This is a genomic window from Janthinobacterium sp. SUN033 (genome assembly GCF_030397595.1).
Taxonomy (GTDB): Bacteria; Pseudomonadota; Gammaproteobacteria; order Burkholderiales; family Burkholderiaceae_D; genus Janthinobacterium; species Janthinobacterium kumbetense.
In genome coordinates, this window is sequence record NZ_JAPQNV010000004.1 from 343,980 (window position 1) to 358,108 (window position 14,129).

Below are 14,129 nucleotides of genomic sequence, written 5' to 3' on the forward strand. Positions count from 1 at the left end.
TCTTGTCAGCTAGCAGCGCAGATTACGCTTCGTCGCCGTGGTGTTGCTGGGTTTCGATATCCTGCAGCGCTTCGGCAGCTTCGCCAGCCATCGAGGCTTTCTCGGCCAGCAGCAGCGCTTGACGCTCTTCCACTTCCCACGCTTCTTTTTCTTTGCGTGCGCGGTGGAAGGCCAGACCCGTACCGCCAGGAATCAGACGGCCGACGATGACGTTCTCTTTCAGGCCGCGCAGACCATCGCGCTTGCCCATGATCGCCGCTTCGGTCAGCACGCGGGTGGTTTCCTGGAACGATGCGGCCGAGATGAACGAATCGGTCGACAGCGATGCCTTGGTAATACCCAACAAGACGTTTTCGTAGGTCGCTGGAATCTTGTTCTCAACGGCCATGCGATCGTTCTCGTCCAGCAGTTCCGAACGCTCTACCTGCTCGCCAACAATGTAGTTGGTGTCGCCGGCATTGACGATCTGAACGCGGCGCAGCATCTGGCGCACGATCACTTCGATGTGCTTGTCATTGATCTTCACGCCTTGCAGACGGTACACGTCTTGCACTTCGTCAACGATGTAACGTGCCAGCGCTTCGATACCCAGCAGGCGCAGGATGTCTTGCGGATCGGCCGGGCCGTCCACGATCATCTCGCCCTTATTCACGACTTGGCCGTCATGCACCAGCACTTGTTTGTCCTTGGTGATCAAGAACTCATGCTTGTTGCCGTCCATGTCCGTGATTTCCAGACGCTGCTTGCCCTTGGTTTCTTTACCGAACGCAACCGTACCCGTGACTTCCGCCAGCATACCGGCATCTTTCGGCGAGCGCGCTTCGAACAGTTCCGCAACGCGTGGCAGACCACCGGTAATATCGCGCGTTTTTTGCGATTCGGTAGGAATACGTGCCAGCACTTCACCAACCGATACCTGTTGACCGTCCTTGACCATGATCAGCGCGCCAACCTGGAAACCGATCGCCACCGAGTGTTCGGTGCCGGCGATCTTGACTTCTTCGTTCGCGTCGTTGATCAGCTTGACTTGCGGACGCAACGTTTTCGTCAACGAACCGCGACGTTTCGCATCGATCGCCACCAGGGTGGACAGACCGGTCACTTCGTCGACCTGACGGGCTACGGTGACGCCTTCTTCGACGTTCTCGAAACGCACTTGACCGGCGTATTCGGTAATGATCGGACGGGTCAGCGGATCCCACGTTGCCAGGGCCGTACCGGCCTTGATGACCATGCCGTCCTTGACGATCAGGGTCGCACCGTACGGTACTTTATGACGCTCACGCTCACGGCCATGGTCGTCGGTGATCAGCACTTCGCCGGAACGGGAAATGACGATTTGCGCGCCCTTGCCGTTCGTCACATAACGCATGGTTGCCGTGAAGCGGATGGTACCGTTCGACTTGGCTTCCACCGACGATGCCACTGCCGCACGCGATGCCGCACCACCAATGTGGAACGTACGCATGGTCAGCTGGGTACCAGGCTCACCAATCGACTGCGCTGCCACCACACCGACGGCTTCGCCGGCGTTGACCAGCATGCCGCGGCCCAGGTCGCGGCCATAGCACTTGGCGCACAAGCCGAAGCGCGTGTCGCAAGTCAGTGGCGTGCGAACCTTGACTTCATCGATGGACAGACGTTCGATCTCTTCGACCATGTCTTCGTCCATCAAGGTGCCGGCTTCGTACAGCGTTTCCTGGGTTTCAGGATTGACGACGTCATGCACCACCACGCGGCCGAGGATACGGTCACGCAACGGTTCGATAACTTCACCACCTTCGACCAGTGCCTTCATGACGGCGCCGTTCATGGTGCCGCAATCGTCCTCGATCACCACCAAGTCTTGCGTCACGTCAACCAGACGACGCGTCAGGTAACCGGAGTTAGCCGTTTTCAGCGCCGTATCGGCCAGACCTTTACGCGCACCGTGGGTCGAAATGAAGTACTGCAAAACGTTCAGACCTTCGCGGAAGTTCGCGGTAATCGGCGTTTCGATAATCGAGCCATCCGGTTTGGCCATCAGACCACGCATACCGGCCAACTGGCGAATCTGGGCTGCGGAACCGCGCGCGCCGGAGTCGGCCATCATGTAAATGGCGTTGAACGATTCTTGCGTCGACTTGGTGCCGTCGCGACGGATCACGTCTTCGACTTTGAGCTGGTCCATCATGGCCTTGCCGACTTCATCCGAGGTCTTGCCCCAGATATCGACTACCTTGTTGTAACGCTCGCCGGCGGTCACGAGACCCGAGGCGTATTGCTGTTCGATCTGCTTGACTTCCGATTCGGCCGTCGCGATCAGGGTAACTTTTTGAGGCGGTACCAGCATGTCGTCGACGCAGATCGAGATACCGGCGCGTGTCGCCAGGCGGAAACCCGATTGCATCAGTTTGTCTGCGAACACCACGGTGGCGCGCAGGCCGCACTTGCGGAACGACGTGTTGATCAGCTTGGAAATTTCTTTCTTTTTCAGCGCGCGGTTCAGGACGGAGAACGGCAAGCCTTTAGGCAGAATTTCCGACAGGATCGCACGGCCGATCGTCGTTTCGTAGCGGGTAACCGTTTTCTCGAATTCGCCCGTTTCGGCGTTTTTCGGGTATTCGGTAATACGCACGGTAACGCGGGTCGTCAGTTCGACTTCCTTGTTGTCGTAGGCGCGGATCACTTCCGATACGTCAGGGAACATCATCCCTTCGTTCTTCGCATTGATCGCTTCGCGGGTCGCGTAGTACAGACCCAGCACGATATCCTGGGAAGGAACGATCGACGGTTCGCCGTTCGACGGGAACAGGATGTTGTTCGATGCCAGCATCAAAGTGCGTGCTTCCATCTGCGCTTCGATCGACAGAGGAACGTGGACCGCCATTTGGTCACCGTCAAAGTCGGCGTTGAATGCGGCGCAGACGAGCGGATGCAGCTGGATGGCCTTGCCTTCAATCAGGACCGGCTCGAACGCCTGGATACCCAGACGGTGCAAGGTAGGTGCACGGTTCAACATGATCGGATGTTCACGGATCACGTCTTCCAGGATGTCCCACACGACCGGCTCTTGAATCTCGACCAGCTTCTTCGCAGCCTTGATCGTAGTCGCCAGGCCCATCAGTTCCAGTTTATTGAAAATGAATGGCTTGAACAGTTCCAGCGCCATCAGTTTCGGCAAGCCGCACTGATGCAGTTTCAATTGCGGGCCCACGACGATGACCGAACGACCGGAGTAATCGACGCGTTTGCCCAGCAAGTTTTGACGGAAACGGCCGCCCTTGCCCTTGATCATCTCTGCCAGCGATTTCAGCGGACGCTTGTTGGCGCCGGTCATCGCTTTGCCGCGACGGCCGTTGTCCAGCAGCGAATCGACCGCTTCTTGCAGCATGCGCTTTTCGTTGCGCGTGATGATCTCTGGAGCGCGCAGCTCCATCAGGCGTTTCAGACGGTTGTTACGGTTGATGACGCGGCGATACAGATCGTTCAGATCCGAGGTCGCGAAACGGCCGCCATCCAGCGGTACCAGCGGACGCAGTTCCGGCGGCAGCACTGGCAGCACTTCCATGATCATCCAGTCAGGCTTGATGCCCGAACGTTGGAACGCTTCCAGCACTTTCAGGCGCTTCGCGTATTTCTTGATCTTGGCTTCGGATTTCGATTCCTTCAGTTCCACGCGCAGGGTTTCGGCATCGCGGTGGATGTCGATCGAGCGCAGCAGTTCACGGATACCTTCGGCGCCCATGAAGGCGGTGAAGTCGTCGCCGTACTCTTCGTACTTGGCGGCGTAGTCGTCTTCCGACATGATCTGGCATTTTTTCAGCGGGGTCATGCCTGGATCGGTCACGACGTATGCTTCAAAGTACAGCACGCGTTCGATGTCCCGCAGGGTCATGTCCAGGACCATGCCCAGACGCGACGGCAGCGACTTCAGGAACCAGATGTGCGCGGTAGGCGAAGCCAGCTCGATGTGGCCCATGCGCTCGCGGCGCACTTTGGCCAGCGTGACTTCGACGCCGCACTTTTCGCAGATTACGCCGCGGTGTTTCAGGCGCTTGTACTTGCCGCACAGGCATTCGTAGTCCTTGATCGGGCCAAAGATCTTGGCGCAGAACAGGCCGTCGCGCTCAGGCTTGAAGGTACGGTAGTTGATGGTTTCCGGCTTCTTGACTTCGCCGTAGGACCACGAACGGATTTTCTCAGGCGAAGCAAGACCGATCTTGATTGCATCGAAGGTCTCGTTGGTCTGTACTTGCTTGAATAGATCGAGCAGTGCTTTCATGTATCACTCCAGAGGTGATTAAATTTCTATATTCCTGAGACTACATTGCCCGGCGTGGTTTCCCAGCCGGGCTTTGTGTTTCCCAAACCAAATGACAGGTGGCTGTCTTTTAGTTGCGTTCGAGGTCGATATCGATACCCAGCGAACGGATTTCCTTGACCAGCACGTTGAACGATTCCGGCATGCCGGCGTCGATCACGTGGTCGCCCTTGACGAGGTTCTCGTACACTTTGGTACGGCCATTCACGTCATCGGACTTGACGGTCAACATCTCTTGCAAGACATACGACGCGCCATACGCTTCCAGTGCCCAGACTTCCATCTCACCGAAACGCTGACCACCGAACTGGGCTTTACCGCCCAGTGGCTGTTGCGTCACCAGCGAGTAAGGACCGGTCGAACGCGCATGCATCTTGTCATCAACCAAGTGATGCAGTTTCAGCATGTGCATGACGCCGACAGTAACCTTGCGCTCGAACGCTTCACCGGTGCGACCGTCATACATGGTCACCTGGTTTTTCGAAGCGGTCATGCCCAGGTTCTTGGCGATGTCGTCCGGATACGCCAGGTCCAGCATGCGGCGGATCTCTTCTTCATTGGCACCGTCGAACACTGGCGTGGCGAATGGAACACCTTTTTTCAGGTTTTCCGCCAGCTTCATGATCTCTTCGTCGTCGAAGTCGTTCAGCTCTTCGGCACGGCCGTTGTCGTTGTAGATCGTCGTCAGGTACTTGCGCACTTGCTCGACCTTGGTTTGCGCCTTCAGCATTTCGCCGATGCGGATACCCAGACCCTTGGCAGCCCAGCCCAAGTGAGTCTCGAGAATCTGACCAACGTTCATCCGCGAAGGAACGCCCAGCGGGTTCAGCACAACGTCGGCTGGCGTGCCGTCGGCCATGTATGGCATATCTTCCACAGGAACAATACGGGAAACCACACCCTTGTTACCGTGGCGACCTGCCATCTTGTCGCCCGACTGCAGGCGGCGTTTCACGGCCAGGTACACCTTGACCATTTTTTGCACGCCTGGTTGCAGCTCATCGCCTTGCGTCAGTTTCTTGCGCTTCTCTTCGAAGGCCAGATCGAACTGGTGACGCTTCTCGTTGATCGATTCCTTGATCGCTTCCAGCGCTACCGCGGCATCGTCGTCCGCAGGGCGGATGTCGAACCAGTGGTATTTGTCCAGATCGGCCAGGTATTCCTTGGTGATCTTGGCGCCTTTGGCCAGCTTTTTCGGGCCGCCGTTGACAACTTTTCCGATCAGCATTTTTTCCAGACGCTGGAAGGCATCGCCTTCAACGATACGCATCTGGTCGTTCAGATCCAGACGGAAGCGTTTCAGTTCGTCATCGATAATTTGCTGGGCACGCTTGTCGCGCACGATGCCTTCACGGGTGAAGACTTGCACGTCGATCACGGTACCGATCATGCCCGAAGGCACGCGCAGCGAGGTGTCTTTCACGTCCGACGCTTTTTCGCCGAAAATCGCGCGCAGCAGCTTCTCTTCCGGGGTCAGCTGGGTTTCGCCTTTAGGCGTTACCTTACCGACCAGGGTGTCACCGGCTTGTACTTCCGCGCCGATGTAGACGATACCAGACTCATCCAGACGAGCCAGCTGGTTTTCAGCCAGGTTCGAGATGTCGCGCGTAATTTCTTCCGCGCCCAGTTTCGTGTCACGGGCTACTACCGACAACTCTTCGATGTGAATCGAGGTGTAGCGGTCGTCCTTGACGACGTTTTCCGAGATCAGGATCGAATCTTCGAAGTTCAGACCATTCCATGGCATGAAAGCCACGGTCATGTTCTGGCCCAGCGCCAATTCACCCAGGTCGGTCGATGCGCCGTCGGCGATCACGTCGCGCTTGGCAACACGGTCGCCCACTTGCACGATAGGACGCTGGTTGATGTTGGTGTTCTGGTTCGAACGGGTGTACTTGATCAGGTTGTAGATGTCGACGCCCACTTCACCAGCGGTAGCTTCGTCATCGTTCACGCGAATCACGACACGGCCCGCATCGATGTAATCGACGATACCGCCACGCAGCGCTTGCACGGTCGTGCCCGAGTCGACCGCAACGGTGCGTTCGATACCGGTACCGACCAGCGCTTTTTCCGGACGCAAGCAAGGCACGGCCTGGCGTTGCATGTTGGCGCCCATCAATGCACGGTTCGCATCATCGTGTTCGAGGAACGGAATCAGCGAGGCAGCGACGGAAACGATCTGGCCTGGCGCCACGTCCATGTACTGGATGCGCTCTGGAGAGACCAGGATGGTTTCGCCGGCTTCACGGGCCGAGACCAGTTCATCGGACAGCATGCCTTCGTCGTTGATGGTCGCATTCGCCTGAGCGATGATGTAGCGGCCTTCTTCGATGGCGGACAGGTAGTCGATCTGATCGGTAATCTTGGAACCTTCGACCTTGCGGTACGGGGTTTCCAGGAAGCCGTATTCATTCAGGCGGGCATACAGAGCCAGCGAGTTGATCAGACCAATGTTCGGACCTTCCGGTGTCTCGATCGGGCAGACGCGGCCGTAGTGGGTCGGATGCACGTCGCGCACTTCAAAGCCGGCGCGTTCGCGTGTCAGACCGCCGGGTCCCAGAGCCGATACGCGGCGCTTGTGGGTAATTTCCGACAGAGGATTGGTTTGGTCCATGAACTGCGACAGCTGGGACGAACCGAAGAACTCGCGAATCGCGGCCGAAATCGGCTTCGAGTTGATCAGGTCGTGCGGCATCAGGTTGTCCGCTTCGGCTTGGCCGAGGCGTTCCTTGACGGCGCGTTCAACACGCACCAGGCCGGCGCGGAATTGATTCTCGGCCAGTTCGCCCACGCAACGTACGCGACGGTTACCCAGGTGATCGATATCATCGACTTCGCCGCGGCCATTGCGCAGTTCCACCAGGATCTTGATCACGGCCAGCACGTCTTCGTTCGACAGGGTCATGGCGCCCGTCAGTTCATCGCGGCCAATGCGGCGGTTGAACTTCATGCGGCCCACGGCCGACAGGTCGTAACGGTCCGAGTTGTAGAACAGGCCATTGAACAGCGCTTCAACGGAATCTTCCGTTGGCGGTTCGCCTGGACGCATCATGCGGTAGATCGCCACTTTCGCAGCCATCTGGTCGGCGGTGTCGTCGATACGCAGGGTTTGCGAGATGTAGGCGCCCTGATCCAGGTCGTTGGTGTACAAGGTCTGGATTTCGGAAATGTTGGCATCGCGCAAGCGACCCAGCAAGTCTTCGGTCAGCTCATCGTTCGCGGACGCGACGACTTCGCCGGTGTCGCCATCGACGATATTCTTCGCCAATACGCGGCCCAGCAGGTAGTCTTCCGGTACGGAAATGTGCTTGATGCCGGCAGCTTCGATATCACGCACGTGTTTCGCGTTGATACGCTTGTCTTTCAGCACCAGGGTCTTGCCCGACTTGTCGACGATGTCAAAGCGCGCCACTTCGCCGCGCAGACGTTCGGAGACGAATTCCATTTCCGCGCCTTCGGAGCGCAGGTTGAAATTGTCGAAGACAAAGAAATTCGCCAGGATTTGCTCGTGCGACATGCCGATGGCTTTGAGCAGGATCGTCACTGGCATCTTGCGGCGGCGGTCGACGCGGAAGAACAGGATGTCTTTCGGGTCGAACTCGAAGTCCAGCCACGAACCGCGGTAAGGAATGATACGCGCGGAGAACAGCAGCTTGCCCGACGAGTGGGTCTTGCCGCGGTCGTGCTCGAAGAACACGCCAGGCGAACGGTGCAGCTGGGAAACGATAACCCGCTCCGTGCCGTTGATGACGAACGAACCGGTGGTCGTCATGAGCGGCAATTCGCCCATGTAGACTTCCTGTTCTTTCATTTCCTTGACGACAGGCTTGGTTGGCGATTCCTTGTCCAGGATCACCAGGCGCACTTTCGCGCGCAGCGGCGACGCGAACGTCAGGCCACGTTGTTGACATTCTTTGACGTCAAAGGCAGGATCGCCCAGAACGTACGACAAGAATTCGAGACGCGCAAAACCATTGTGCGAAACGATAGGGAAAATCGAAGTGAAAGCCGACTGCAGGCCATCATTCTTGCGGCCGGACGGTGCTATGTCCTCTTGCAAGAAACTATGATAAGACTCGAGCTGGGTCGCCAGCAGGAACGGAACGTGGTGAACGTTGGCGCGCTTCGCGAATGATTTGCGAATGCGTTTCTTCTCAGTAAATGAGTAGTGCATGGACACTCCGTGAGTGACAGAAAGGATAGAAAATTCAGGTTTTGCAAGTGTTCGTTTGCACCGCTGCGTGTGACACAGACGAAACCTCAAGGCTCTGCTTTCCGGCTTGAATCGAACAAAACTGCTGCTACAAATACGATACAGACGACAAAGGAGCCAAAGTCGGATTCCCCCCCTTGCGAGGGGAAACCTCAGACTTTGACTCGGGCGCTAACTGACGCCGGTACAGATATTACTTCATCGAAGCGGTTGCGCCGGCTTCTACCAGTTTCTTAACTGCTGCTTCAGCATCAGCTTTCGACACTGCTTCTTTCACAGTTTTTGGTGCGCCATCGACCAGGTCTTTAGCTTCTTTCAAGCCCAGGCCGGTGATTTCGCGAACTGCTTTAATGACGCCAACTTTGTTTGCGCCGAAGGTGTCCAGAACAACGTTGAACTCGGTTTGCTCTTCAGCAGCTGCTGCTGGGCCTGCTGCAGGACCGGCCGAAGCCATCGCTGCTGCGGACACGCCGAATTTTTCTTCGAATGCTTTAACCAGGTCGTTCAGGTCCATTACGGACATGGCGCTAACTGCTTCCAGGATATCGTCTTTGCTAATTGCCATTTTGAAACTCCTAAATTTATTACGTTAGTTACATCAGATTGGTACTGAGAGAAAAAAGCGCGCGCAATTAAGCGGCTGCTGGGGCTTCTTCTGCTGCTGCTTCTGCAGGAGCTTCGGCGCCTTCGCCTTTTTTCGCTGCCAGGGCAGCCAGACCACGTGCAAAGCCCGAAACCGGAGCCAGCATAACGCCCAACAACTGCGAAATGAGGACTTCACGGCTAGGAATGCTCGCCAACGCGGTGACAGCAGCTGTATCCAGCGGCTTGCCTGCGTAGTTACCTGCTTTGATGACCAGTTTGTCGTTGGTTTTAGCGAAGTCAGCGATGACTTTAGCTGCTGCAACGGCATCGGCCGAGATCGAGTAGATCAACGGGCCGGTCATGGCATCTGCCAGGCTGGCGAATGCGGTACCTTCAACGGAGCGACGAGCCAGAGTGTTTTTCAACACACGCAGGTACACGCCTTGGGCACGCGCTTTAGCACGCAGTTGCGTCAAGTGACCAACCTGGATGCCACGATATTCGGCCACGACGATCGTTTGCGCATTTGCTACTTGTGCGGAAACTTCGGCGACGACGGCCTTTTTGTCATTCAGATTGAGACTCACGGTCAACCTCCTTAAATGATGTTCGGCAATCACAACCGAGTGGTTGAGCGCCTTGCATCGGTTCGAACACGGCGTCCGAAGTCAAGAAGTACTAAACTGAGCGGATGGATTCACGCAGCATGAGGACTACAAAACTTGTTCGGGTACACCATCTGCGTTGGGCACTTGCCGTTGCCGGCAAGCCTATTAACCTTCTGCATGTGCGATCGCAGTCGGCCCAACGGTCTTTGATTGTCTGCCTGCCCGGTGCGGACACCGGGCAGACAGCCCAAAGATGCGCCCGCAGCGCCCGAAGGCGCTACAGGACTTGATTCTGTTACTTAAGCTGCCAGGCTAGCCTGGTCAACACGGACGCCAGCGCCCATGGTCGACGACAGCGAAACTTTGCGCAGGTACACGCCTTTGCTCGATGCTGGCTTGGCTTTGTTCAGTGCGTCGATCAGTGCGACCAGATTCGACTTCAGATCTGCGTCAGCGAACGATTTACGGCCGATGGTAGCGTGGATGATACCGGATTTGTCGGTACGGTACTGAACTTGACCGGCTTTCGCGTTTTTCACGGCGGTAGCGACGTCAGGAGTAACAGTGCCAACTTTCGGGTTAGGCATCATGCCGCGCGGGCCCAGGATCTGACCCAGGGTACCAACGATACGCATGGTATCTGGCGAAGCGATAACGATATCGAAAGGCATGTCGCCGGCTTTGATCTGCTCAGCCAGGTCTTCCATACCAACGATGTCGGCGCCAGCTGCTTTAGCAGCTTCAGCTTTTTCGCCCGACGCGAATACTGCCACGCGTACGGTTTTGCCGGTACCAGCTGGCAGCACGACGGAGCCGCGCACCACTTGGTCGGATTTCTTAGGATCAACACCCAGTTGTACCGATACGTCGATCGATTCATTGAACTTGGCCGTTGCGCACTCTTTGATCAGAGCGACAGCGTTGTCGAAAGCGTACACTTTGGTACGGTCGACTTTGGCTTTCAAAGCCTTGATACGTTTGGATAACTTAGCCATTATACAACACCTTCCACCGTGATACCAATCGAACGAGCGGAACCAGCGATGGTGCGTACAGCAGCATCCATGTCGGCAGCGGTCAGATCAGGGGTTTTCAATTTAGCGATTTCTTCAGCTTGTGCGCGGGTCAGCGTACCGACTTTGTCGGTATGTGGCTTCGGCGAACCTTTGGTGATCGCAGCAGCTTTTTTGATCAGGTAGGTTGCTGGAGGCGTCTTCATCACGAACGTGAAGGACTTGTCCGCAAATGCGGTGATCACGACTGGAATCGGCATGCCTGGCTCCAGACCTTGGGTCTGTGCATTGAAGGCCTTGCAGAATTCCATGATGTTCAGACCACGTTGACCCAGAGCTGGACCGATTGGTGGGGATGGGTTTGCTTTACCAGCTGGCACTTGCAGCTTGATAAAACCAATGATTTTCTTTGCCATGATGGCTCCTATCTTGGATTGAGTAGTAGCGCCCCGCCGATCCTACCCTGGCGGGGCTCCTCTGACCGGATTTCGCTGAGACTGCCGCGACGCTCCTGGTGGCGCTTGATAATACTTAGACTTTTTCGACCTGGCCGAATTCGAGCTCTACCGGAGTAGCGCGACCGAAAATGGTGACCGAGACGCGCACTTTGGATTTCTCGTAATTGACTTCTTCGACATTGCCGTTGAAGTCGGTAAACGGACCATCCTTGATGCGTACTTGCTCGCCCACTTCGTACAAGGTTTTCGGACGGGGCTTTTCAACACCTTCCTGCATCTGCTTCATGATGCCGTCGATTTCGCGCGCGGAGATCGGCGTCGGCTTGTTCGACTTGCCACCAATAAAACCGGTAACCTTGCTGGTATTCTTGACCAAGTGCCAACTTTCGTCCGTCATTTCCATTTCAACCAGCACATAGCCAGGATAGAAACGACGTTCGGTGACGGACTTGACACCATTCTTGACTTCGACAACTTCTTCGATCGGCACCAGGATCTGGCCGAACTGGTCTTGCATGCCCGCGCGCTCGATGCGCTCGGTCAGTGCGCGCATGACGCTTTTTTCCATGCCGGAATAAGCATGCACGACATACCAGCGCTTGCTGCTCACTGGCACGCTCAGCGCTGCACCAGTGTCCGCTACCGGAGCGTCGCCCGGAACGGACTCGTTCGCCGCTTCATCATGCACATTTTCGCTCATTATTTTTTCCAACCCAGAATTACGTCATACAACAAAAACTCGAGCAATTTATCCGTGCCCCACAGGAAAATCGCCATGACCAGCACAAAGGCAAACACGATCGCAGTAATCTGCGTGGCTTCTTTGCGGGTAGGCCAAACGACTTTCTTGGTTTCGCGCACAGCTTCTTTGGCGAAATTGAGAAATTCACGGCCGGTCGTCGAGACATACAAGAGCGCAACAGCAATAACCAAACCAGCCACAAGCGCGCTTGCACGCACCAGAGCTGGTTGGCCTGCCAGGTAATAAAACCCGACTACTCCTGCAATCGCAGCCACTATTGCCAGCGCGACTTTTATCTTGTCACTCGACGTGCTAACGGTTTGCACGGATTGATTTGACATTTTTCTACTTTCGGTGCCCTGCACCTTGACGGTGGCAGGGACGGAGGGCATCGAACCCCCAACCTTCGGTTTTGGAGACCGACGCTCTGCCAATTGAGCTACGTCCCTACGTAAAACTTTCGAGGAGTGCTATTCTACCACCCAGGACGCCCCGGGTGGAAGCATAACATCTCCTTATGCGATAATTTTTGCAACCACGCCGGCGCCGACGGTACGGCCGCCTTCGCGGATAGCGAAGCGCAGACCTTCTTCCATCGCGATCGGGTTGATCAGCTTGACGGTGATCGACACGTTATCGCCTGGCATGACCATTTCTTTGTCTGCTGGCAACTCGATCGAACCGGTTACATCCGTCGTACGGAAGTAGAACTGTGGACGATAGTTGTTGAAGAATGGCGTATGACGACCGCCTTCGTCTTTCGACAGAACATAGATCTCGCCGGTGAAGTGAGCATGCGGCTTGATCGAGCCTGGTTTTGCCAGAACTTGACCACGTTGCACGTCTTCACGCTTGGTGCCGCGCAGCAGCAGACCAACGTTGTCGCCTGCTTGACCTTGGTCCAGCAGTTTGCGGAACATTTCCACGCCGGTGCAAGTCGTTTTGACGGTATCGGTGATACCAACGATTTCGATCTCTTCGCCGACTTTAACAATGCCGCGCTCGATACGACCGGTCACAACGGTACCGCGACCCGAGATCGAGAACACGTCTTCTACTGGCATCAGGAAGGCGCCATCAACAGCGCGCTCTGGCGTTGGGATGTAAGCATCCAGCGCATCGGCCAGACGCAGCACTGCGTCAACACCCATTTCGCCTTCTTTACCTTCCAGCGCCATACGTGCCGAACCTTTGATGATTGGCAGGTCGTCGCCTGGGAATTCGTACTTCGACAACAGCTCGCGCACTTCCATTTCAACCAGTTCCAGCAGCTCTGCGTCGTCGACCAGGTCGCACTTGTTCAGGAACACGATGATGTATGGAACGCCAACTTGGCGGGCCAGCAGGATGTGTTCGCGGGTCTGTGGCATTGGGCCGTCAGCTGCGGAGCACACCAGGATCGCGCCGTCCATCTGGGCAGCACCGGTAATCATGTTTTTGATGTAGTCGGCGTGGCCTGGGCAGTCAACGTGCGCGTAGTGACGCGTTTCCGTTTCGTACTCGACGTGGGCGGTGTTAATCGTGATACCGCGCGCTTTTTCTTCTGGAGCTGCATCGATCTGGTCGTATGCTTTAGCTTCGCCGCCGAATTTCTTCGACAGAACCGTTGCGATTGCAGCGGTCAGCGTGGTTTTACCGTGGTCGACGTGGCCGATGGTGCCGACGTTGACGTGCGGCTTGGTCCGTTCGAATTTACCTTTTGCCATTTTGAACTCCTAATGATTTGATTAGATTGCTCAGGCACACGCCCGACGGTCTGGTTTGAATTGCTTCTGTGCTGCCTGCTGCGAATTCTGGTGCCCTTGACGTGGATCGAACACGTGGCCTCTCCCTTACCAAGGGAGTGCTCTACCACTGAGCTACAAGGGCTGTAATTTGTTGCATGCGATGCATCAAGCATCTGAACGGAAACTGGAGCGGGTGAAGGGAATCGAACCCTCGTCGTAAGCTTGGAAGGCTTCTGCTCTACCATTGAGCTACACCCGCGAGGTATCGTTCACTTTATCTTCACTTACTTTTGCTACTACCCAGTTTTCCTTGCAAAAACTTGGTGGAGGGGGCTGGATTCGAACCAGCGTACTCATAGAGAACAGATTTACAGTCTGTCGCCTTTAACCACTCGGCCACCCCTCCGCGGGAACCGCAGAGTATGAAGCATCTACCCACAACTGTCAACCTTATTTACTGATGCCTGACTGCTGCAT

Annotated in this window: 9 protein-coding genes and 4 tRNA genes; all 13 read right to left on the reverse strand. The window is 56.1% G+C overall.

Annotated elements, in window-relative coordinates; translation table 11 throughout:
* Positions 1-22 precede the first annotated feature (22 nt).
* On the reverse strand, positions 23-4,264 hold the full coding sequence (gene rpoC, locus OX460_RS18660) for a DNA-directed RNA polymerase subunit beta' (protein WP_034753138.1): 4,242 nt from the start codon (positions 4,262-4,264) through the stop codon (positions 23-25).
* Positions 4,265-4,373: 109 nt separating this feature from the next.
* Positions 4,374-8,480, reverse strand: a complete 4,107-nt coding sequence (gene rpoB, locus OX460_RS18665; protein ID WP_077398780.1) for a DNA-directed RNA polymerase subunit beta — start codon at positions 8,478-8,480, stop codon at positions 4,374-4,376.
* Positions 8,481-8,712: 232 nt separating this feature from the next.
* The gene (gene rplL, locus OX460_RS18670) at positions 8,713-9,084 is read right to left on the reverse strand and encodes a 50S ribosomal protein L7/L12 (RefSeq protein WP_070223390.1); all 372 of its coding nucleotides are present in this window, start codon (positions 9,082-9,084) and stop codon (positions 8,713-8,715) included.
* A 67-nt stretch (positions 9,085-9,151) separates the two neighbouring features.
* Positions 9,152-9,691 carry a 50S ribosomal protein L10 gene (gene rplJ, locus OX460_RS18675; RefSeq protein WP_034753621.1) on the reverse strand — a complete coding sequence of 180 codons (540 nt, stop codon included), beginning with the start codon at positions 9,689-9,691 and terminating at the stop codon, positions 9,152-9,154.
* 320 nt (positions 9,692-10,011) lie between these two features.
* Positions 10,012-10,707 carry a 50S ribosomal protein L1 gene (gene rplA / locus OX460_RS18680; RefSeq protein ID WP_034753134.1) on the reverse strand — a complete coding sequence of 232 codons (696 nt, stop codon included), beginning with the start codon at positions 10,705-10,707 and terminating at the stop codon, positions 10,012-10,014.
* Complete coding sequence (rplK, locus tag OX460_RS18685) at positions 10,707-11,141, reverse strand: 50S ribosomal protein L11 (RefSeq protein ID WP_034753131.1); 435 nt, start codon at positions 11,139-11,141, stop codon at positions 10,707-10,709. The genes rplA and rplK overlap by 1 nt, the downstream gene beginning before the upstream one ends.
* Positions 11,142-11,256: 115 nt before the next feature.
* On the reverse strand, positions 11,257-11,883 hold the full coding sequence (gene nusG / locus OX460_RS18690) for a transcription termination/antitermination protein NusG (protein ID WP_077398778.1): 627 nt from the start codon (positions 11,881-11,883) through the stop codon (positions 11,257-11,259).
* On the reverse strand, positions 11,883-12,266 hold the full coding sequence (gene secE, locus OX460_RS18695) for a preprotein translocase subunit SecE (protein ID WP_010394308.1): 384 nt from the start codon (positions 12,264-12,266) through the stop codon (positions 11,883-11,885). The genes nusG and secE overlap by 1 nt, the downstream gene beginning before the upstream one ends.
* 32 nt (positions 12,267-12,298) lie before the next feature.
* A tRNA-Trp gene (locus OX460_RS18700) sits at positions 12,299-12,374 on the reverse strand.
* Positions 12,375-12,440: 66 nt separating this feature from the next.
* Positions 12,441-13,631, reverse strand: a complete 1,191-nt coding sequence (tuf, locus tag OX460_RS18705) for an elongation factor Tu (RefSeq protein WP_077398776.1) — start codon at positions 13,629-13,631, stop codon at positions 12,441-12,443.
* A gap of 88 nt (positions 13,632-13,719) precedes the next feature.
* A tRNA-Thr gene (locus tag OX460_RS18710) sits at positions 13,720-13,794 on the reverse strand.
* A 43-nt stretch (positions 13,795-13,837) separates the two neighbouring features.
* Positions 13,838-13,911 (reverse strand) — tRNA-Gly (locus tag OX460_RS18715).
* 62 nt (positions 13,912-13,973) lie between these two features.
* Positions 13,974-14,058 (reverse strand) — tRNA-Tyr (locus OX460_RS18720).
* Between the last annotated feature and the right edge of the window lie 71 nt (positions 14,059-14,129).

What these genes read in the sequence shown, in the direction of transcription:
- nusG (WP_077398778.1), bottom strand. Translation starts at nt 11,883, where the DNA reads ATGAGCGAAAATGTGCATGATGAAGCGGCGAACGAGTCCGTTCCGGGC.
- secE (WP_010394308.1), bottom strand. Translation starts at nt 12,266, where the DNA reads ATGTCAAATCAATCCGTGCAAACCGTTAGCACGTCGAGTGACAAGATA.
- rpoB (WP_077398780.1), bottom strand. Translation starts at nt 8,480, where the DNA reads ATGCACTACTCATTTACTGAGAAGAAACGCATTCGCAAATCATTCGCG.
- rplL (WP_070223390.1), bottom strand. Translation starts at nt 9,084, where the DNA reads ATGGCAATTAGCAAAGACGATATCCTGGAAGCAGTTAGCGCCATGTCC.
- rpoC (WP_034753138.1), bottom strand. Translation starts at nt 4,264, where the DNA reads ATGAAAGCACTGCTCGATCTATTCAAGCAAGTACAGACCAACGAGACC.
- rplK (WP_034753131.1), bottom strand. Translation starts at nt 11,141, where the DNA reads ATGGCAAAGAAAATCATTGGTTTTATCAAGCTGCAAGTGCCAGCTGGT.
- rplA (WP_034753134.1), bottom strand. Translation starts at nt 10,707, where the DNA reads ATGGCTAAGTTATCCAAACGTATCAAGGCTTTGAAAGCCAAAGTCGAC.
- tuf (WP_077398776.1), bottom strand. Translation starts at nt 13,631, where the DNA reads ATGGCAAAAGGTAAATTCGAACGGACCAAGCCGCACGTCAACGTCGGC.